This window comes from Faecalibacterium sp. PGM34 (genome assembly GCF_054456555.1).
On sequence record NZ_CM136898.1, the window covers coordinates 34,672 to 55,212 of the forward strand.

General features: G+C 50.9%; 15 protein-coding genes and 1 pseudogene. 1 reads left to right on the forward strand and 15 read right to left on the reverse strand.

The genetic code is table 11. From position 1 onward, the window contains the following. Positions 1 to 49: 49 nt before the first annotated feature. From ACXPUX_RS00165 to ACXPUX_RS00235, 15 genes and pseudogenes are all read right to left on the reverse strand, one after another. Positions 50 to 1,432, reverse strand: coding sequence for a relaxase/mobilization nuclease domain-containing protein (locus tag ACXPUX_RS00165; protein WP_458831262.1), 1,383 nt, complete (start codon positions 1,430 to 1,432; stop codon positions 50 to 52). Between the two features lie 67 nt (positions 1,433 to 1,499). Then, positions 1,500 to 2,711, reverse strand: a complete 1,212-nt coding sequence (locus ACXPUX_RS00170) for an ATP-binding protein (RefSeq protein ID WP_097783447.1) — start codon at positions 2,709 to 2,711, stop codon at positions 1,500 to 1,502. Between the two features lie 128 nt (positions 2,712 to 2,839). Continuing rightward, a complete protein-coding gene (locus tag ACXPUX_RS00175) occupies positions 2,840 to 3,118 on the reverse strand; it encodes a hypothetical protein (protein ID WP_458829112.1) in 279 nt (92 codons plus the stop codon). Between the two features lie 106 nt (positions 3,119 to 3,224). Further along, a complete protein-coding gene (locus ACXPUX_RS00180; RefSeq protein ID WP_458829114.1) occupies positions 3,225 to 3,557 on the reverse strand; it encodes a plasmid mobilization protein in 333 nt (110 codons plus the stop codon). Further along, complete coding sequence (locus tag ACXPUX_RS00185; RefSeq protein ID WP_458829116.1) at positions 3,554 to 4,408, reverse strand: hypothetical protein; 855 nt, start codon at positions 4,406 to 4,408, stop codon at positions 3,554 to 3,556. The genes ACXPUX_RS00180 and ACXPUX_RS00185 overlap by 4 nt, the downstream gene beginning before the upstream one ends. 139 nt (positions 4,409 to 4,547) lie before the next feature. After that, positions 4,548 to 6,239, reverse strand: a complete 1,692-nt coding sequence (gene ltrA, locus ACXPUX_RS00190) for a group II intron reverse transcriptase/maturase (RefSeq protein WP_458829118.1) — start codon at positions 6,237 to 6,239, stop codon at positions 4,548 to 4,550. A gap of 590 nt (positions 6,240 to 6,829) precedes the next feature. Next, complete coding sequence (locus ACXPUX_RS00195; protein ID WP_458829120.1) at positions 6,830 to 13,315, reverse strand: DEAD/DEAH box helicase family protein; 6,486 nt, start codon at positions 13,313 to 13,315, stop codon at positions 6,830 to 6,832. Positions 13,316 to 13,395: 80 nt separating this feature from the next. Next, positions 13,396 to 13,560, reverse strand: a complete 165-nt coding sequence (locus ACXPUX_RS00200; RefSeq protein WP_458829122.1) for a hypothetical protein — start codon at positions 13,558 to 13,560, stop codon at positions 13,396 to 13,398. 24 nt (positions 13,561 to 13,584) lie between these two features. Continuing rightward, positions 13,585 to 14,220: an AlbA family DNA-binding domain-containing protein gene (locus tag ACXPUX_RS00205; protein ID WP_458829124.1), complete on the reverse strand. Its 636-nt coding sequence runs from the start codon at positions 14,218 to 14,220 to the stop codon at positions 13,585 to 13,587. A gap of 267 nt (positions 14,221 to 14,487) precedes the next feature. Further along, positions 14,488 to 14,739 carry a hypothetical protein gene (locus ACXPUX_RS00210; RefSeq protein WP_458829126.1) on the reverse strand — a complete coding sequence of 84 codons (252 nt, stop codon included), beginning with the start codon at positions 14,737 to 14,739 and terminating at the stop codon, positions 14,488 to 14,490. Continuing rightward, a complete protein-coding gene (locus ACXPUX_RS00215) occupies positions 14,711 to 15,298 on the reverse strand; it encodes a DUF3990 domain-containing protein (protein WP_458829128.1) in 588 nt (195 codons plus the stop codon). The genes ACXPUX_RS00210 and ACXPUX_RS00215 overlap by 29 nt, the downstream gene beginning before the upstream one ends. Next, entirely contained in the window at positions 15,286 to 15,516 is a 231-nt protein-coding gene (locus ACXPUX_RS00220) for a DUF3791 domain-containing protein (protein WP_458829129.1), read from the reverse strand. The genes ACXPUX_RS00215 and ACXPUX_RS00220 overlap by 13 nt, the downstream gene beginning before the upstream one ends. 134 nt (positions 15,517 to 15,650) lie before the next feature. After that, positions 15,651 to 15,854 (reverse strand): transposon-transfer assisting family protein, encoded by a 204-nt coding sequence (locus ACXPUX_RS00225; protein ID WP_458829131.1) that lies wholly within the window; start codon positions 15,852 to 15,854, stop codon positions 15,651 to 15,653. Beyond that, the gene (locus ACXPUX_RS00230) at positions 15,844 to 17,112 is read right to left on the reverse strand and encodes a YodL domain-containing protein (RefSeq protein WP_458829132.1); all 1,269 of its coding nucleotides are present in this window, start codon (positions 17,110 to 17,112) and stop codon (positions 15,844 to 15,846) included. The genes ACXPUX_RS00225 and ACXPUX_RS00230 overlap by 11 nt, the downstream gene beginning before the upstream one ends. Beyond that, positions 17,112 to 19,137, reverse strand: a pseudogene (locus tag ACXPUX_RS00235) (DNA topoisomerase 3). The gene ACXPUX_RS00230 and the pseudogene ACXPUX_RS00235 overlap by 1 nt, the downstream one beginning before the upstream one ends. Before the next feature lie 162 nt (positions 19,138 to 19,299). On the opposite strand from ACXPUX_RS00235, the gene ACXPUX_RS00240 reads away from it, so the two are divergent. Continuing rightward, complete coding sequence (locus ACXPUX_RS00240) at positions 19,300 to 20,523, forward strand: ATP-binding protein (RefSeq protein WP_458829134.1); 1,224 nt, start codon at positions 19,300 to 19,302, stop codon at positions 20,521 to 20,523. Positions 20,524 to 20,541: the final 18 nt, after the last annotated feature.

Below are 20,541 nucleotides of genomic sequence, written 5' to 3' on the forward strand. Positions count from 1 at the left end.
CCCTGAGAACCCTGCCGGATAAGCGGCAAAGTTCTCAGGGTCGTATTGTTTATCTGGAATGTTCGGTTTGCTCTGGCTTCTTTTCCTCATCGAAGAAAAGCTCAATATTTTTCTGCGCTCGAAGAAACTCCTGCATTTCTTCTTTCGCCTTGCGATAGCCCGGGTAGAGCGCTTTCTTTTCTGTCAGCAGCTTGGAATATTCCGCGTCCAACTCTTTGACCTTGGGAAGTGTTTTCAAATTGGCTTCATCAAATGCCGCTTTCGCCGCCTTGTGCAGCGTGATCTCTGTGCGGTGCGTTTCCAGAAAGCGCTTGCTGTATCCGGTCTTGCGGTAGGCGTCATAGACCGGACGCGTCTTGGCGTAGTTGATGATGTGCGCTTTCAGCACCGCGATTTCTGCCAGCCGCTTCTCAGAGGCTTTAATGGAATCGCCCAGTTCATGATAACGGGCAGTGGCAGCATCCACACGCTCCTGCATTTCCTCGATGCTGCTGATTTTGTTCTCCTGCAAGAAAACCAGCGTCCGGGACATTTCTTTTAAGTTGTGCTGCTTTGCCCAGCGGGCAAAACCCGTGCCTTTTCCCTCGGCTAGTTTTGCCTGAATGTCCACCAGCATCTGAAATTTCTGCTCCGGTGCCGGGCACTTTTGCCGTGGCCGATGCTCCGCTTCTCCGGCAAGGACAGCTTTCAGTTCTTCCTCACTGTACCCTGCCCCCAAAGTGCGGAACCGGATGAATCGTTTCTGCCGTGCGCCCTTGACGGAGGTGTACTTTCCGCGTTTGACTTCATAGCCCTGCTGCTCCAGCTTTTGCAGAAAGTCCTCGTAGTCCTTGGGCTTTTCATCCAAAATACTATCGATCACGTTACATAGCCGGTCACGGTTGCTCTCTTTGGGCGGATAGAGCGTGCGCTTCTGCCGCTCCCGGTAAGGCTTTATCTCAATGACAGAGAGCTGATGCTCTAAGCAGATCATGTCACTCAACCGCTGCACAGCCAACGCTGAAAAGAAAAAATCCCGGAATTTTCGTGTTCCATCCAACGCAGTGGAGTTATAAACAATGTGGTTGTGGATGTGTTCCCTGTCCGTGTGAGTGGCAACGATAAACGCATATTTGCCCTTGGTAAAGCGCATCGCCAGTTCGTAGCCCACCTTGTTGGCCTCCTCTGCGGTGATCTCACCGGGGCGAAAAGACTGCCGAATCTGATAGGCGATCACATCATTTTTCTGTCTGCGGCCTGTAGAAAGTTCGTATTGCCGCTTAGACAGCATAAATTCTTCGTCTGCGGTCAAAGGGCTGCACTCGTAGCTGCTGACCAGCTCTCCCCTGTTCGTCTTGTCAGGATTCTTTGCGTAGTCCGTGCGGCTTTTCAGGCAGGCCGCAACCGACTTGCCTTTGTTTTTGTGCAGCGCAATCAAACGTGTTGCAGCCAGTCTGACCACCTCCCGGCAAAAAGAAAATGCCGCACAGTAGCGGCATTTTGATGGAAAACGTGAATGTTCAATATTCCGAACTCAAAAGAAAATCTGCAATGTGCATTGTTTTGATCCCCTCATAGTTGCCACCCGCAAAAGCATCGGTGGTGAGAACATATTTGGGATAATTATCGTGGATTTCCAGTAGACGCTCGTATTCACGTTTTTCTGTGTTTATGGAATTGATCTGCTGTGTGACCTGAACATACAGCTTTTCGTTTTGGCGTACAGCAACAAAGTCGATTTCGCCATCGGGTGTTTTGCCGATTTGGACAGTATATCTCCGGCGGCAAAGCTCCAGATAGACAATGTTTTCAAGGCTGGCAGCAACACTGTCGGCATTATAACCGAGAACACTGTATCGTAAAGCGGTATCTGCAAGGTAGAACTTTTCCTGCGTTTTCAAAATTTCTCTGCCACGCAGGTCATAGCGGGAACAGCGGTGCAGCAAATAGGCATTTTCCAGCTTTTCGAGATAGCTGTAAACGGTTTCATTGTCAATGGCACGACGCTCGGACTTCAGGTAATCCGCAATCGACTTGGCAGAAAATGTGTTACCGACATTCTGAAACGTGTATTTGACGATGCGCTCTAACTGGTCGATTTTCTTGACTTGATTCCGACGGACAATATCAGAGAAAATAGTAGAATTATAAATGTCCCGGACGATCGTGTAAACTTCATCCGGCGCATATGCCTGCAAGTGTGTGGCAGGAAAACCGCCCAGACGAACGTAGTTGGCAAGTTCGTCTTTCGGATCGCTAAGTGTAGCGTATTGCTGTTTGAACGTCAGGTATTCGCTGAAAGACAACGTATAGATGCGGAAAGCAACATATCGTCCTGTGAGGTAAGTTGAAATTTCCGAGGACATCATATGGGAGTTAGAACCAGTGACATACAGGTCAACATCAAAGTCAGAGGCCAGCGAATTGACAACCTTTTCCCAGCCTTTGACCTCCTGAACTTCGTCGAGAAAAAGATAGGTCTTTCCATTTGTGGAGAGCTGCGCTTTGAGCTGTGCATACATCTGTTTCGCCGTCATATCCGCATACTCCATCGAATCATAGCGGCAGTTGACAATGCGTTCAACAGGAATGTTCCGCTCGGTTTTCAACTTTTCCGTAATCATTTTCAAGATCGTGGATTTTCCGCAGCGACGCACGCCAGTCAGGATTTTTACGAAAGGGGTATCGGTGTATGCCATGATTTGGTTTACATATAAAGGTCTGTAAATCATCGAAATCGCCTCCCATCTAGTATAGATTACCGCAAAGGCAATGCAAAGTCAACAAGTTTTGCGGTTTCAAATCGCAAAACCAAAAAAATCAAAACAAAGATACGGGCAACGTGCAGGGAACTTGCTCATCACCGTTCTGCAATCCAACCGCTGAACCATTCCACGGCTTCCGCAATGACCGTTGCGGCTGTGATGAGCAGAAAGCATCCAAACTCTGCCACCAGCAAAATCAAAAACTGTAACCACTCTCGGCAGTACAGCGTATAAAGACCGCAGCCGAAAATATACAGCATGGGCAGCGCCAGCACGAACGCCGACAGGTTCAGCAACCATTTTGCCATCAGAGCCAGAAAAGCAGCGAAAAGCGAAATAGGAAAAAGAGCAATTTTCTTCAGCGTAAACATCATATCGAGCACCAACCTTTCCGCCTTTATTATAAAGGTATCCGCTATTGCGTTGCAAGGATGTCAACCCATATGTACCCCCGCAGCCCTCCAACTGCGGGGAAAAATTTTAAAGTTCTGCCAGCCGGGAAAGAATCTGCCGACCAATGTCAATCAGTTCGTCCAGCCGCTGCCGCAGGTCCTCCAGATCGGCAGCATAGACCCGGCCATTTTCATTGGCTACTTTGGCATACTGGTTCAGATTGTTACTGCACATCTGCAAAAGATACGCCATGCGGCGCAGTTGCGGCAGATCCAGATGCAGACAATATCCGTCCAGCGCCATCTTGCGCAGATAGGAGCCGATGCTCAGAATGCCGCTGGATTCCATTTTGTTTCGAATCCGCTCCAACTCCGGTTTGCTGACCCGGAAATGGAGTTGCTGGTCGCGGCGGTCGCTCACCGGGCATCACCATCCTTATCATAATAGCTGCGGAACGGTTTGACAGGCTCCGACTGATTGGTCTTTTCCCCCAGTGCAGCCAGCACAGACGGACGAGTTGCAGGTGCTTCGGTTTGCTCGGTTTCTTCGGGAGCATCCTGCGAGGAACTGCGGTCACGGTCGATATTCAGCAAGGCGTTCAATTCAGCAAGACGGGCAGACTTTTCGGCCAGTTCTTCCTCCTGTGCAAAGGGCTTTGCCACTTCGACCTCTGCGGCCTGCTTCTGCTGTTCAAGGTTTTGCAGAGCATTTTCGGCATCTGCAATACGGTCAGCGAAATTGTCGATGGCATTGTCCAGACGAGTGATATTGCCGCGCGCATCATCGCCCAGCGACACCGGGTAACTCAACTCTGCCCGGAGTACGGCCTGATGCTCATTTTTGAAGCTGTCGAATCGAATGTTCAGTTCAAAGCCACGGTAGGTGCCCAGCAGCATCATATCGGCATTGGGCATCTCCTGCCGAGCCAGCAGCAGCCGTTCGCCCGCAGCCTTTTTGTCATCGTACACCATACCCTTGATGGTCATGCCGCAGAAGTTTTCTTTGTCCTGCGGGTGTGCTGCTGCAATCTGTGAATCCTGTTGTAAAGCAGCAATGCGGGTTTTCTGTTTCTGGATCTCTTCCGGGAATGTTTTGAGCAGCTTATCTTCCAGACGATATTTCTGATTCTGGAAGTCACCGCGCAGAACTTTCAATTTTGCTACCTGCACGTCCAAATCCATCTTTTCCCGGATACGAGGGTCGCCTGCACACAGAGCCTTGATTTCTGCGTAAGATAAAGCCTGTTCGTCAATATCATCGCAAGATCGCATAGGCGATTTGCTCGTCATAATCTGCGAGATAAACTTCTGTTTATTCTCAAGGGTCTGATCGGGTAAGAGGATGGCATTACTGCCAGCCCCTCCCCTAAGAACCGTACGTGAGAGTTTCCCCTCATACGGCTCAAGCCTTTCATAAAGCTCCCATCAGGGAACCCGGCTCAACAAAACAAGAATCGTTTTTGTGCAATACGGCATGGCATTCGGGATGCACCATTTCCAGCCATGGCGACTTCCCGCTTCGAAACACCTTATGAACCTTGAAACTCGTTTCCGAGGTAATAGGCTCATTGCATACTGGGCAACAGCGGCGTTGATTTCTCCATACTTTCAGGAGTTTTTCGCGTCCGTTAGTGCTGTTCAACATTTTCTCACCATCGCGCTCTTCATAATAACCGTTCCATCGCTCATCGAAGGGATTTGCGTTAGAGACGATTTTCTTAAAGCGGATGATTTTGGTGTCCGTTGCATATTCAAGAGCAAAGTAGGATTGCTCACCGTTCTTCTTGGTGCGTTCCTCTGCGGCAAAAGTCCAGTTTCGGGTTCCGATGCGATGCCAGTATTTCGCTGCTATCCACCGTATGCCTTTGTTCTTATGCCTGCGCTTTGCCCACTGCCAAAGACAATTGTAAATCTGATAGTCGATTTTGCTGAATGTTTCAGCGGATACAACAAATCGCTGGTTATTGACCCATCCACGGATAACCGGGTTGAGCTGGCGAATCAGGGAATCCTGCTTTGCCGATTTGTTGCTCTTGACGATTTCACGCACCTTTTTCAGCAGAGAGCCGACCGACTGCTTCGAGGGCTTGATTAGAAGTTTTCCGTTATACTTACGGATGTTCTTGCCCAAGAAGTCAAATCCATCATCAATGTGAGTGATGACCGTCTTTTCTTCAGATAACTGCAACCCACGTTCCGTCATGAAATCTCTGATAATAGGGAGCACTTCTTCACGCAGAAATTCCGGGCTTTCTCCGGTTACGATAAAGTCGTCAGCATAGCGCACGAAGTTCATCTTATTAAAATGAGTTTTACCATTGACCTTTTTGCGGGTCGGCAGTCGTTCCTTTAAGAGCCGTTCCAGTCCATCCAGCGTCATATTCATCAGAGTAGGCGAGATGGCTCCACCTTGCGGTGTGCCTTCCTCAGTGGGGAAAAGTTGCTTTGTATCAACGTATCCACACTTTAACCACTTCTGTAAAACCTGCGTATCCATCGGGATATTCTCCATGAGCCATTCATGGCTGATGTGGTCGAAGCATCCCTTGATGTCACCTTCAAGAATCCACTGAGGAGACTTGCCCTTGTTCAGGTCGGTGAAACACTGCTCGATTGCATCGTGTGTGCTTCTTCCGATTCGGAATCCGTAGGAGTTGAGGTCACCGTAGGTTTCAGCAAGCGGTTCCAATGCAAACTTGTATAGGGTCTGCATGGCACGGTCTGTCATTGTCGGAATGCTCAGAGGCCGCAGTTTGCCGTTTTTCTTCGGAATATAAACACGTTTCAGGGGCTGAGGACGGTATCCTCTCCGTTTCAGTTTACTGATTGCCTTGAATTTTGCCTCAGGAGTTAGCCACAATTCATGGTCAACTCCAGCCGTATTTTTACCACGATTGCTTGTTACCCGCTTCACTGCCAAGGCTTTGGCGTAAAACGAGTGAGTTAACAGCCATTGCAGCGTTTTTACCTTGCTGTAATGACCTTCTTGTTGAGCCTTTACGATACGCATTTGCAGCTTTTTAACATAAGCACGAGCCTTGTTCCAGTCGATGCTGTCCCAATTCCCCGCTCTGCAAGTCGGTGCACACGATTTCTCGTTCATTTGCAATTCCTCCTTTTTGAAAAGTTCTGTAAATTCTCTCGTAAAGAAAGACCATAGATGGAAGTCTGCCTGCTTTCGCATGAGGTGATGTTACAACCTCTATCCATCCCCATTACAGGGTCGGCATTCGCTTTTTCCATCGTTCTTCTACCCGCATTTCATAAAGTCCCCTTACGGTTTCCGTCCGATTGCTCGGGGAAATACGGGCTTACCACGTTCCGCTTATTCAACAGTATGGGTTAGGTTTCACTTCTCCGCCAGCAGCTTTTGAATCCATGTGTTCCCACTCTATAGAGGAGCAACCAGCTGCGTTACCGTTTTGGTTCAGGCTTGTCAGCAACTTTAGCCTGTTCAGCTTTAACGACGTTTAACAGTGATTCACATTACATTAACCATACCATACAAGTCAGGCTCCCCAACCACATTGTTGCTTGCAGTTTATCGCTTCCACCTCGCGGTTTCGGCTTGAACCCTTTCGGGTGGGGCTACCCTTGTCCTGTCACGCTTCCTCACAGCCGTTACCAGCTGCTTTGTTGACAGTAGACTACTGCTAATGGAATAACAGGTCTGGTCATAGCCAGACAGTTGATTTAAGCGACTTCGTGTCGCACATAGAGGTAGGCGTCAAATGTCGATTCCGTGACGTAATTATAGACGTAGACTTGTTTGTTTTGGTTGCCTTGGCGGATGATTCTGCCGTTACGCTGGGTCATATCAGACGGACGCCAGCCTACATCCAGATGATGCACCGCCACAAGCAGCGTCTGGACATTTGTACCGGCTCCCATTTTGGCAGTGCTGCCCAGCAACACACGCACCTGTCCGCTGCGTACCTTGGAGAACAGTTCTGCTTTCTTGTTCTCCGTATCTGCGTTGTGGATGAACTCGATCTCCTGTTCGGGCACACCGGCGTTGAGCAGCTTGGTGCGAATATCATCATAGACGTTGAACGAACCGTCCCCCTTGGGAGTAGACATATCGCAGAAAATCAGCTGGGTCAGCTTCTGCTCTTTGGTGTCGTTCCAGATGCGCAGGACGTTGTTGACGCAGGCATTTAACTTGCTGTTGGGGTCATCGGGCAGAGCGGAATTCATCAACCGCTGGTCAAGACCGATTTTGCGGCCATCCGACGTGATTTTCAACATATTATCCACAGAGGGGTCAACAGAACCGCTGTGGACTTCGGCTGCACGTTCGCTCAACGCCTGCACCATATCCTGTTGGATTTCCGAAGGTTTGACCACCACCGTCTCAAATTTTGCATCAGGCACCGGGAGATGAAGCTGGTCGCTGGTCTTGATATCCGCAGCTTCTTTGAACATCGCCATCAGTTCAGGTAAGTTGAAGAACTTCGCAAAACGAGTGCGGGCACGGTATCCGGTACCTTCGGGGGCAAGTTCGATGGCGGTAGTAGTTTCGCCAAAAGTCGATGCCCATGCATCAAAATGGGTCAACCCTTTCTGCTGCAAGGTGTTGTACTGGAGGTAGCGCATGAGGGTGTACATCTCGGTCATACTGTTGCTCAGGGGTGTACCCGTTGCAAAAATCACGCCACGGCCTCCGGTGATCTCATCGAGGTAGCGGCATTTTCCAAACATATCGGAGGATTTTTGCGCTTCAGATGTGCTCAGTCCGGCCACATTCCGCATCTTCGTATATAAGAACAAGTTCTTATAGTTTTGGCTCTCATCCACAAACAACCTGTCTACGCCCAATTGTTCAAACGTAACCACATCATCTTTACGGTCTGCGCCTTGCAGCTTTTCCAGTTTCTGTTTCAGAGACTTGCGTAACTTTTCCAGCTGCTTTACTGTAAAATGCTCGCCAACCTGTGCTTTCGCTTCTTCGATGGCCTCCTCGATTTCATCCATCTGTTCCTGAATCAGACGCTCCTGTCGTTCTGCGGACAAGGGTATCTTTTCAAACTGGCTGTGTCCGATGATAACCGCATCATAATCACCGGTTGCAATTCTCGCACAGAATTTTTTGCGATTACCGGGTTCAAAATCTTTTTTGCTGGTAACCAGCAGCTTTGCATTGGGGTACAGGCGTAAAAATTCGCTGGCCCATTGTTCCGTCAAATGGTTTGGCACGACAAAAAGACTTTTCTGGCACAAGCCCAGACGTTTCAGTTCCATAGCGGAAGCCGCCATCTCAAAACTCTTGCCGGCACCGACTTCGTGTGCCAAAAGGGTGTTGTACCCATACAGCACATGGGCAACTGCATTGCGCTGATGCTCTCGCAAATTGATCTCCGGGTTCATGCCCACAAAATGAATGTGGGAACCATCGTATTCACGGGGGCGGGTGCTGTTAAAAAGCTCGTTGTACTTCTTCACCAATAAGGCACGCCGCTGAGGGTCTTTCCAGACCCAGCCAGCGAAAGCATCCTTGATGGCCTGCTGTTTCTGCTGGGCGAGGGTGGTTTCGTTTTGATTCAGCACACGCTTTTCTTTCCCATCCTCCTCGATGGTATCATAAACGCGGCTATCACGCAAATTCAAGGTGTCTTCCAAAATCTTGTAAGCATTGGCCCTGCGGGTACCGTAGGTTTCGGTGGCCATAATGTCACCGAAGCCAGTAGCAGATTTATTGCTGATTCGCCATTCGGAAGTGTAAGGCGAGTAGCGAACGGTGATGGCATTGTTGTAGCGGATACGATAGGGCGGCTGAAAAGTTTCCATCATAAACTGCTGCACGATGGAGGGGGCAAGCCAAGTGGCACCCAAACGCACATCAATTTCAGATGCCTCCAGATCTTTGGGCTGTGCCTTGGTCAGTGCGTCCACATTGACCTTGAACTCCGAGCGGCTTTCTGCAGCAAGTTGTGCCATCCGTAGTTTATCGCGCACATTACCGGAAAGGTATTCGTCCGCTGTTTGCCAGCCGGCTTCCGGGTCGTCTACATCGGCGGCAGGATCTTTGAAGATCACGCCGGAGAGTTCGGTGGTGATGCGCCCGTACTCGCCGGGTGTGCCCAGCAGTTCTGCCATATAAGGCAGATCAACCTTGCCATGCTCACCGATGGACACTGCCAGTGCTTCACTGGGGGTATCCACGCTGGTGACAACACGCTCTGGCCGAATCGTCCGCTTGGTGAACATATCTGCCTTGGACTTGAGATTTTTATTCTCGTCCAGATTCTCCAGTGAGCAGAGCAGATAGTAGGAGCTGTCATCATCGAACAGGCGGGCATTTTTCTTGTCGTTGATCAGCCCGTATTTTGCAGTAAAGGCATCATAGGCGGCATTCAACTTGGCCTGCGATGCCTTAATGTCCTCGTCCGGGTAGTCGTTCAACTGCTGGTCAATCAGTTCGTTGACGATCTGCCGCAGTTCCACCATGCCGGTGACACGCCCCTTGGCAGTGTCGGACAGTTCCACCTGCGTCATCACGGAATTTTCCCGGTAGAACACCTCGCCGTCCACCACCGTGTAGGAGAAATTCTTCACCTCCGGGTCAGCAGGCAGCGTTTTGCGCTGTGCTTCCGCATCTGCGATGTCCGGGGCAGCAATCTCCACCGCAGTGTAATTGCCCTCGATGTGCTGTACCGCTTCTGCAAGCTGGTCGGCAAGGCTGGTGCCCTCGATGGGCGCAACGGTCAGGTCGTGACCATATTGGGTGCTTTCCATCGTGAGCCGCCCCAGCACCATCTCCGGGTGGTCTACGAAATACTGGTTGATGGCGAAGCCATCTTCTGTTTTGCCCAACTGCACCCAGTCCGGCTCATGGTCGATGGGACGGTCACGCTTTTGCAGGAAGATAATATCCGAAACAACATCCGTGCCAGCATTGGCGCGGAAAGCGCTATTGGGCAGACGGATGGCACCCAGCAAGTCGGCACGCTCTGCCATGTGCTTGCGGGCGGTGCTGTCCTTGCTGTCCATGGTATAACGAGAAGTCACAAACGCCACAATGCCGCCCGGACGCACTTGGTCGATGGTTTTTGCAAAGAAATAATTGTGGATGCTGAAGCCAAGTTTGTTGTACGCCTTGTCGTTGACCTTGTACTGACCAAAGGGCACATTACCGACAGCGAGGTCATAAAAATCACGGCGGTCGGTTGTCTCAAAGCCAGCCACAGTAATATCTGCCTGAGGGTACAGTTTTTTGGCAATGCGCCCGGTGATGCTGTCCAGCTCCACACCGTACAGTCGGCTGTCCGCCATGCTGTCCGGCAGCATTCCAAAGAAGTTGCCCACACCCATGGACGGCTCCAGAATGTTACCGCTGCGGAAACCCATGCGCTCCACCGCATCGTAGATACCACGGATGACGGTGGGGCTGGTGTAGTGGGCGTTCAGAGTAGAAGCGCGAGCGGCGGCGTATTCATCCTCAGAGAGTAGTTCTTTCAGCTGGGTGTACTCGGCAGACCAATTTTCCTTGTTGGGGTCAAAAGCGTCTGCCAGACCGCCCCAGCCCACATATTGCGAAAGCAACAGCTGTTCCTCGGCGGTGGCACCCCGGTGATTCTGTTCCAACTGGAACAGGGTGCGGATGGCTTCAATGTTCCGGGCGTACTTCTGCTTTGCACCGCCCTCGCCCAGATGGTCATCTGTGATGCGGAAGTTCCCGGCAGGCACAGCATTCAGAGCTTCGTCTAAGGCAGCGGCATCCGGGAAGTTCTGCACCTTTCTGTCCATCACGGCAGAGATGGGCAGCGCATCCAGTTCCCCGTCAGAGAGTTTCGGCTCGTCCTGTTCCTGCTCGTACAACTCCCGGACAACAGCAAGCGGCGCTTCCCGGAAAATTGGCATCCGCATTTCTGCTAGTGCCACGTCCTGCAAGGATACGCTGCCCTTATCAAAGTTTACTGTATCCACCCGGAAGGCCCGCCCTTCCATGTGGACGGTGGCACCCAGCGGCAGATAATCCTCCCGGCGCAGATACTTCGTCTGGTGGTGGGTGCCATCCTCGTTCAGCCCGGCAAGATAGACGTTCTCGCCGCACTGCCACAGCTGCTTGGCACGGTACACCCACTGGCCGCTGGGGAAGCCGGTGACAGGAACGATGCCCAGTGCTGTTTCTTTTTCCAGAAGTTTGCCGCCCAGAAGTTCGCAGACCTTCCGGGCATCCTCACCGTAAAACTCAAACTGTCCGTTCTGCTCAAAGCCCACCAGCGCATCCGGGTGCTGTTCCTTCAGGGCATTGTACTCGGTGGCGGCATCCAGCGGCAGCAGTGCCGAGCGTTCCTCTGCCTTGCTGTGGTAATGCTCCAGTTCCTCGTCTGTGACGCTGACCAGTTCCGAAAAATCCAGAGCCTCCAATTCGGTTTCGGTCAGATCTTCCAGACTTTCATACTGGCGTTCATCCACAAGAATATCGCCCAGATAGCGTTCCACACGGTATCCCACCAGATCAATGTTGACCTGAATGGGAATCTCCTCATCGGTGGCGTTGGTGTAGGCAACGCCGATCTTGGACAGGTCGGAAAAGTCCGGCTCGGAGTCGTATTCTTCCTGACAAAACTCCCGAATCAGGTTTTTGGCACGAGCAAGCTCAACATCCGGCTCTGCGTTGACAGGCGCAGGGGGCGTGTAATGCTCCTTCTCTTTGTCCGTCAGGTAACGGTCGGACTGGATCATCAGGTCGATATACTGTTCCACCTGTGCCCATTTTAAGGTGATTTTCTGGTGGTCGGGATAATGGTCGAATTCCAGTCCCTTCCAGTCGTGGTTGACAAACCCTCTGCTGCCATCCAGATAATCGTGGGAGTGCCCACCGATACCGTACTCCTTTGCCAGAGCCTTGGCACGGAGGCTGCGGTCAGGCTGGGTCTGGTACAGTGCCATAATGCGCTGTTTACCGCCCATAAATCCTGAACCGTGCTTGCGCAGTTCGTTCTCAATTTCCGCTTGAGATAACGAAAAAGCGGAGGGCGTTTTTTCGCTCTCCGCTCGGTCGATGGTTTCAATTTGCTGGGCTTCGGTGGGGATGTGGGCATCGAAGAAACTTAGCTGTAGATCAGCTCCGTCAGCACCAGTTCCTCTGCCTGTGCCCGCAGGCTGTTCATGTGCTGCACCCATGCCATCTGATTCTGTTCCTTGTTCGGAGCCGGGTTCTGCGTCAGAAGCTGTGCCATGGTCTGCTGCATCCGGCTTTCCGCCGTCTGCTCCACTTCCATCAGGTGCGGGTACAGGCTCCCGTTCAGGAGCATCGTGTTGTACAGCACCGGGCGCTGCTGCCTCAGAAAGCTCAGGCGCATCCTGCCGTACTTGCCCAGCGGGGTCTTCGGCTGATGCAGGGTCAGGTTCGGGAGAAGATAATCCCCGGTCTGCGTGTAACTCAGATTGCTGCTCATATTCATGCTGGCTCCTTTCATTGTTTCGGCGGCGAATGGTGGTTTTTACGGTGCGCTCGATGTTCCGCAACACCTCTCGGCTCATGTCGCTGACGGCTGCGCCGAGGGCGTAGACACTATCCGGGGTAGAGAAATTGTAGATTGCCTGAAAATCGTCCTTGTCGAACCACCCGGCAGGCTCAAAGCCGCAGCGTTCCAGCAGCGTGTAGGTGACACTCATTGCTGCTGCGCTTTTGAACTGCATCTCCACCCCGGCTTCATCATAATCCATCAGGAGCGAGCCGTCAACGATGGCACGGATGTCGCCGCCGTTGTTGTCCCAGTAATCCGCCACCAATTTTCCGGCAACATCGGCAAGCTGCTGGCTAACACGCTCTCCGCTGATGCCGTAGATAGCGGCGAGCATTTCCGAAACAGGCTGTTTCAGATCATCGTTGTACTGCCACACCTCCGGGTCACGGGAATTACGGCGCACACCGGTGTCCGACACATCGAAAACGTAGTGCAGGCGCGGGAATCCGCTGGATTCGTCCAGCAGGGCGATGCCCTTAGAGCCACGTCTGATATAGCGGTTCATCCGGTTGTTCCAAACATCATAGTCAGCGCAGGCGGTAGCATCGGGCCGCTGGGCGTAGATCATCAGCTGGTCCGCAAAGGGGTACTTGTACAACCGGGATGCGGTGGTCAGGTAGTCCGTCCAGCTTTCCCAGTACCGGGTCAGACCATTCGCCGTGCGCTGGGCAAGGGCAAGATATTCTTCGGTTTTGCTTGGCATAGCGTTCCTCCCTTCAAGTTCATGGTAAACAAAAAAGCGAGCGGCCTTTTCAGGTCACTCGCTATGGAATCTATGGTATTTTATTCGTGTTTTGCGGCAAACTTTTCTGCCATCTCCAGCAGACGGTCAAAGGTCTGCTTTTCTTCCGGTTGCTCGATCAGTTTTGCAAGCAGGACACGGAACACACATGAACCCAACGGTGCTATCAAGACTGCATTTTTGAGGGCTTCAAAAACAGAACCCATTTGGTAGTCTCAATCTGGATGCGATCAGAAGATTTTTCCAACTATGCCGCCTAAGACAGCACCTAGTATGCAAAAGAACCAATTACTTTTTTTAGTGGAAAGCAGCTCGTTTCTGTGTTCTTCTTTTTGTCGTTGTAACTCATCTTCATATACTTCTTGGGAGTGGCGCAGTTGGTCATACAATTGTTCTACTCTCTTTTCCAATCGATCGAGAACAAGTTCGGATGATGTAGTCCCAGAAGTTTCGGAATCGGACAAGATTCGTGATATAACATCTTTGCTTGCCAATGGAGTAGTTTCATCACCGTTTCGTATATAAGCTCCTCCACCAGCAATGATGATTGATTTGGATTTTTCAACTTGAACAACAGCCAAAGTTTTCCCCTTATACTGAACTGTATAAGTATAGCAGATGCCTTCAAGCGAATTGGCTCTAATAACTTTTCTGAGGACTTCCAATTCATTGTTGGTGATTCCATCTGCAAGTTTGCGACGTTCGTCATAGCCAAAAATGATGACTCCGCCCTCTGCATTAGCAAATGCACTAATAATTTTGGGTAATGAATTAGGCGAGCCGCTTACTCTCGTCTTAAACTCAACTGTGTTACTTTCACCAGCTTGTAGTATTAAACTGATGTTATCGTTAGAAACGATATTCATGCTTTTTCTCCTTTTCCACCTCTGCTATATGTTTTTTCATCATCGACCTAAAGCGCCTGCATAAAATCAACTTGTTGTACTGAGTATACCACAATGCAAACCAGTATAAAAGATGTTATGTACGCCGCCCGCAGGCGGCAAAAATCAGTCCGGGGGAAATTCCAGTTCGGCAAATTCCGCATCGGTCAGCAGTTTCAGTGTATAAAAATAGCGGATGAACATATAATCCATCCGCTTTAGGGATACACTTATAAACGAAAAAGCTAATTATGCCCTCGGATTTTGGTTTGAAGCCCGCTCTTCTTCATAAACATCCAGAAGATAATCGGGGCCCTCTTTCCAAACTGCTGTGTCAAAATCAAACAGTGTTTCGTATGTGTCTGATTCTGTAAATTGAAGCATTGCATCCTCGAAAGGAATACCATGCTTCTGTGCATATTTTACCAGCATACTGCGCATTAAATTTACAGCACAAGCGTTTTTTCTTTTATCAGAAACTGGATTGATGGACATCGCCATAGCGATCACTCCTTACAAACTCAAGTGTGCCTATGGAAGCTTCTGTCCTGAAGCAAAATTGATCGGTCAAGCGTTCTGGAAGAAGCTGACTAATTGTAAAGCTGTCCGCTCGTTCGGAGCCGGGTTCTCCATACTCGCCTGTGATATAAGAGTTCAAAGTTGCCGCAGTACTATCGTCTGCGACTTTTCCACCAATGATATCATAGGAATTGTATTCTTTCAGGAGCGATTGAAACAGTGAATCGTCTCGATTTGCCGAGATAAAATGAAGCCAATCAAGATTAGCTGTATCAAAATAGTGCACCAACAACTCTGGTGTTGGATGGAATCGAAAAACCGAAATACAACCGTTTTCCACTTTGAAATCGGCAGGAAGTTTTCGCCAGCGAATATTCTTCTTGACAGCAGACGGAATATAGTTTAACGCCTGTTCATAGGAAGAAGTAAGGTAAAAACCCTTGCCAAAATCCAATGTGCGTTTACTATATTTCAAATCAATCGCAGATATTTCGGTATAGCTTCCATGATAAAGGAGCACCCCTTCTGTCAGCTTTTGCATACATTTACCCCATTAGCTTTGAGGATCTCTTCGACATCTTCAAGCGCACAAGCGTAGCTGCTTACATGAAGAAGTTCATAGCATTCATCGATAAATCCGAGGATATCGTACTTCTTAAACAGTTCGGCACATTCTTTGGGTGACATTTTCCATTTTGTTTGTGCCATACGAAAAATCCAGCACTGCATATCAGCAATACTGAGCTGACGTTCACTCATAAAGCAGCCTCCCTTCAATTGCTTTTCTTAATGTAAGTATAGCTCATTTTGCATTTCATAGCAACGGAAGAATTATGAACATCCTGAAAAGGAATGGTTGAAACCCTATGTACGCCGCCCGCAGGCGGCAAAAGTCAGTCCGGGGGAAATTCCAGTTTGGCAAACTCTGCATCGGTCAGCAGTTTCAGCTTTTCGATAACGCCCTCCGACAACTCCCGCAGGGCGGCTTCATCGGGCATCAGGTAGCACTGCATGAGCCGCAGTTCGTGGATAAGCCCCAGCCGGGTGCCGGTGTTGTAGAGCATCATCAGCATGAGTTCTTCGTGATTAAAGTTCATGCGCATCCCTCGCTTTCCGGCAGACGATGGGATTGCACTCTGGGGCATCGCACTTCTCCTTGAGGTTTTGCAGAACAGAAAGGCGCTCCGGCTTTTTATCCAGAAACCCCGGCAGTTCCTTGAAGCCGATGCTGTCCACATAATGCGCCGAAATTTTCCCGTCCTGATTCAGCATGATCACATCACTGACCGACAAGCTGTGCCCATGGTAGTCCGTAGGGCGGGCGAAGTTGAATTTCTGGTACAGTTGTTCCAGCAGTTCTGCTCGCGGAACGCTGCGCTTTCCTTCCGGGAGATTGCCCCGGTACAGGATCTCGTAATTCTCAATGGACGGAGCAATGTTCTGCTTATTCAGATAGCGCATGGCGGCAAATCGGAGCGCAGGGTCTGCATCCTGATGCAGCTGCATGACCAGATAGCAGTCGTGGCCGCTTTGCTGGAATTGCTTCATCCGGTATGACTGAATCTCGTTTCGGTCTGCGAGTTTCTGCACAAATTCCTCTTGCGTGAGCGGGATGCAGTCCTTGTTCCATAGGTTGTGAGTGTACATAATTTCGTCCCGCACTTCTTCGATCATCAGTTCAGGCGCATCAATTTTCCCACGCTCCAACAGGCAGCAGTCGCCCTGATAGAGAGCGTACTCCCATGCGTCGTCCGCTGCTTGTACGGTAAGGTAATAATCGTATTCCAGATTCCATGCCCGCTGCTCCTGCTGTGTCAGCGGCTCCGGTTCCACAATGGCACGGCTACGCGCCATGCGCTCTGCAAATTCGCAGATGTGCTGCACCGAGGACCCGATCTTCATGTGGTAGTCATCGAGGTATTCGACCTTCTCGGAGCGCTGATGTCCATCCGGGAAAGTCATCTGCACAACGCCGCCGTCCGGCACCCGAAACAGCTCGTTGTACATCGGGTCAATGAACCGCACATCATTTTCCGGCAGAGAACGTGGAGCCAGATTTCTGCGCCTGCGAACCCCGGAGCGAAACTTTTCCAAGGTGGTAACGGCAACGTTCTGAATCCTTCCCACAGGCTCGTCCTGATGCTCTGCCAGATAGTACGCACGGGCAGTCTCAATGCGCCGCTGGGTATTGCCCAGAACTTCCCGTGGAATCTGCCCTTCCTCCACCGGGAGAGGGCTGTTCTTATCGAAGACCTCATACCCGACACCTGCGAGATTTTCCCGCAGATGCAGATACGTCTGCTCGTTGATGAGGTAGACTGCCTCGTTGTCCTTTATTACGGCATCATCCTTCATCAGCAGCCCCCATTCTCAAATTCCAGACTGAACTTGCTGCGGCCATCGACCTCGGTGCCCAGCAGCACGGTGGCATTGTAGGTCTTGCCCTTGGCACTCTTGCAGTCCTTCAGCCGGACCCGACCATCCCGCAGCAGCTTGTCTGCCACATGGGCGTCCAGACGCTTGCCCAAACGCTTAAAGAACGCATTGTCCTTCCACAGCACGAAACGGCAAGGGTTGGATTCACAGAACCAGCCTTTTTCACGCTCCACAACATTTGCACTGCAGTTGGGGCAGACACCAATAATCTTGCTTTTCATAAGTGCATTCGCTCCTTTTTTCATTTCCGTGTTCTTTACCAGTTCGGTAATCATCGTATTGATCTCGGTCATAAATTCGCTCGGCTCCATTTCGCTGCGCTCGATTCGCAGCAGCTTTGTTTCCCAATCGGCGGTCATTTCCGGGGATTGGATTTCTTCGGGCATCACGGTGACGAGGGCTTTGCCCTTATCCGTGGGCAGCAGCACCTTGGTTTTCTTGGTGCCCTTGCGCTCCAGAAAACCCTTCTGCACCAGTTTTTCAATAGTTGCGGCACGGGTTGCCGGGGTGCCGATGCCCTGACGTTCCACACCCTCCGGCATGCTGTCTGCACTGGCGGTTTCCATCGCATGAAGTAGAAGGTTCATCGGTGAAATGCTTCGGTGGGGAGGTCTGCCCCTCCTTCAGTTCGGCACCGGCAACGCTGCACTGGCTCTGCTCCTGCACATCGGGCAGAACAGCCGGTTCTTTCTGCTTGCCCAGCATTTTCCGCTCCACAGCTTTCCATCCCTCGGACAGCACCACCTTGCCCTTTGCGGAGAACTCCTCCCCGGCGCAGATGGTGATAATCGTGGTTTCAGCATAGCGGTGCGGCTCACCCACGGCGCAGAGCAGCCGTGCAGCAATCAGCCGTAGGATATTCCGCTCCCCGGCAGGGAGGGCGGCAAGGTCTGCTTTTTCCATGCTTTTCGTGGGCAGCAGTGCATGGTGGTCGGTGACTTTGCTGCCATTGATGACCTGCTGCACATGGATGGAAATCGGCTCCTCCACAGCAAACGCCTTGCCCGTATCTGTCACCAGCCCCGGAAGGGATGCCGCCATATCCTCCGTCAAAAATCGGCTGTCTGTGCGGGGGTAGGTGATGAGCCGTTTTTCGTAAAGGCTTTGGGCATAATCCAAGGTCTGCTGTGCCGTAAATCCCAACAGACGGTTTGCATCCCGCTGCAATGCGGTAAGGTCATAGAGCTGCGGCGGATTTTCGGACTTTTCCTTGCGTTCCATCTTCTGCACCGTGACACGCCCCTCCTTTCGGCATTTGGAAAGCAGCAGTTCGGCGTCCGTTTTCTGAGCAAACCGTTTGCTGGATGCGGTGCCGCCATCTGCAAGGGTCAGGGCAACCGTGTAGAATTTCTCTGGCGTGAAGGCGGCAATGGCAGCTTCCCGCACCACCGTCATGGCAAGCACCGGGGTCATAACACGCCCTACCGCCAGCGGTTGACCGTACAGGCACGAAAAAAGCCGGGACGCATTGATGCCGACTATCCAGTCGGCGCGTTCCCGGCAGAGTGCTGCGTTGTACAGCGCATCGTATTCAGTTGACGGTTTGAGATGAGCAAAGCCCTCCCGGATAGCGTTTTCCTCCATGCTGGACAGCCACAGGCGAGAAAAGGGCTTTTTGCAGCCTGCTTGCTGATACACCAAGCGGAAGATCAGTTCTCCCTCGCGCCCTGCGTCCGTAGCACAGATCACGCTGTCCACATCCGGGCGGTGCATCAGCTTTTGCAGGATGCCGAACTGTTTTTTGGTACCGGCAGACACCAGATACTCCCACTTTTGCGGCAGGATGGGCAAATCTGCAATGCTCCACTTGACGTATTTGGCATCGTAGACATTAGGCGGAGCCAGTTCCACCAGATGACCCACGCACCAGCTTACCAGATAGCCGTTGCCCTCAAGATAACCGTCTTTGCGGTTGGTGGCACCGAGGACTTTGGCGTAGGACATGGCCACGGACGGTTTCTCGCTGACCACAAGTTGATAAGACAATAAGCATTCCTCCATTTCTTCTTGATTTTTTCGCAAAATTCACTTGAAAAAGCATATCGCTTCGGCTAAAATGTAATTAGATGAAAAATCAGCCGAAATAATTGAAAGTAGGTGACGAACGTGAGCTATATTACCAGAAGTCTTGAGAAAGTCGTGCAGCAGGTCACGCAGGAATATCCGGTTGTACTTGTAACTGGACCTCGACAAGTAGGAAAGACGACCATGCTGCAAAAACTCATGGAGGGGACTTCCCGTGGTTATGTTTCGCTGGACGATCTGAACGAACGTGCGCTCGCAAAAAACGATCCCGAATTGTTTTTGCAGCTGCATAAGCCACCGGTTCTGATCGACGAAGTGCAGTATGCACCGGAGCTGTTCACCTATATCAAGGTCTATGCAGATACTCACCACGAGCCGGGTGCCTTCTGGCTGACCGGTTCGCAGGTGTTCAAGCTGATGCACGGGGTACAAGAATCCCTTGCCGGGCGTGTTGCTGTGCTGTCAATGACTTCTCTTTCGCAGTCAGAAATAAACGGTGTAGATACCGAGCCATTCCGTGTAGATTTGGACGCTCTGCTGAAACGAGAGGAAAAAGCTTTGCCCGCAGATACCAAAGGTATCTTTGAGCGTATCTATAGGGGGTCCATGCCCGCTATTGCAAGCGGAAAAAATACCAACAGCCAGATTTTTTACAGCAGCTACCTTTCTACCTATATTGAACGTGACATAAAAGAGCTTTCCGATGCCATTGATGCGCTGAAATTTCTGCGTTTTATGACTGCCGTTGCCGCCCGCTGCTCGCAGATGCTGAATGTTTCTGAGATCGCACAGGATGCGGACATCAATCAAAAGCAAGCAAAAGACTGGCTGCACATTCTGGAAACCTTGGGCATCATCTTCTACCTGCACCCCTATTCTAACAACCTACTGAAACGTCTGGTAAAGACCCCGAAACTCTATTTCTACGACACCGGGCTTGTGTGTTACCTGACCAAGTGGAGCAGTGCAGAGGTTCTGGAATGCGGTGCTATGAACGGTGCGATCCTTGAAAACTACGTTGTTTCTGAAATTGCAAAGACCTATCTGAATACCGGCAGAGAGCCGTTCTTGTATTACTACCGCGATAAAGACGCCAAGGAAATCGACATTGTTTTGGAACAGGATGGTGTGCTGAACCCCATCGAGATCAAAAAGACTTCAAATCCCGGTACTGAACTGACAAAGGTATTTTCCCTGCTGGATAAAGCATCTGTTCCCCGCGGGAAAGGCGCTATTGTCTGCATGAAGCCAAAAGTCGGTGTGGTGGATCGGGATAATTACGTTGTTCCGATTTGGGTTATCTGATATGTAGGGCGGCAAACG

What these genes read in the sequence shown, in the direction of transcription:
- ACXPUX_RS00170 (WP_097783447.1), bottom strand. Translation starts at nt 2,711, where the DNA reads ATGATTTACAGACCTTTATATGTAAACCAAATCATGGCATACACCGAT.
- ACXPUX_RS00175 (WP_458829112.1), bottom strand. Translation starts at nt 3,118, where the DNA reads ATGATGTTTACGCTGAAGAAAATTGCTCTTTTTCCTATTTCGCTTTTC.
- ACXPUX_RS00185 (WP_458829116.1), bottom strand. Translation starts at nt 4,408, where the DNA reads ATGCGATCTTGCGATGATATTGACGAACAGGCTTTATCTTACGCAGAA.
- ltrA (WP_458829118.1), bottom strand. Translation starts at nt 6,239, where the DNA reads ATGAACGAGAAATCGTGTGCACCGACTTGCAGAGCGGGGAATTGGGAC.
- ACXPUX_RS00195 (WP_458829120.1), bottom strand. Translation starts at nt 13,315, where the DNA reads ATGCCAAGCAAAACCGAAGAATATCTTGCCCTTGCCCAGCGCACGGCG.
- ACXPUX_RS00200 (WP_458829122.1), bottom strand. Translation starts at nt 13,560, where the DNA reads ATGGGTTCTGTTTTTGAAGCCCTCAAAAATGCAGTCTTGATAGCACCG.
- ACXPUX_RS00205 (WP_458829124.1), bottom strand. Translation starts at nt 14,220, where the DNA reads ATGAATATCGTTTCTAACGATAACATCAGTTTAATACTACAAGCTGGT.
- ACXPUX_RS00210 (WP_458829126.1), bottom strand. Translation starts at nt 14,739, where the DNA reads ATGGCGATGTCCATCAATCCAGTTTCTGATAAAAGAAAAAACGCTTGT.
- ACXPUX_RS00215 (WP_458829128.1), bottom strand. Translation starts at nt 15,298, where the DNA reads ATGCAAAAGCTGACAGAAGGGGTGCTCCTTTATCATGGAAGCTATACC.
- ACXPUX_RS00220 (WP_458829129.1), bottom strand. Translation starts at nt 15,516, where the DNA reads ATGAGTGAACGTCAGCTCAGTATTGCTGATATGCAGTGCTGGATTTTT.
- ACXPUX_RS00225 (WP_458829131.1), bottom strand. Translation starts at nt 15,854, where the DNA reads ATGAACTTTAATCACGAAGAACTCATGCTGATGATGCTCTACAACACC.
- ACXPUX_RS00230 (WP_458829132.1), bottom strand. Translation starts at nt 17,112, where the DNA reads ATGAAGGATGATGCCGTAATAAAGGACAACGAGGCAGTCTACCTCATC.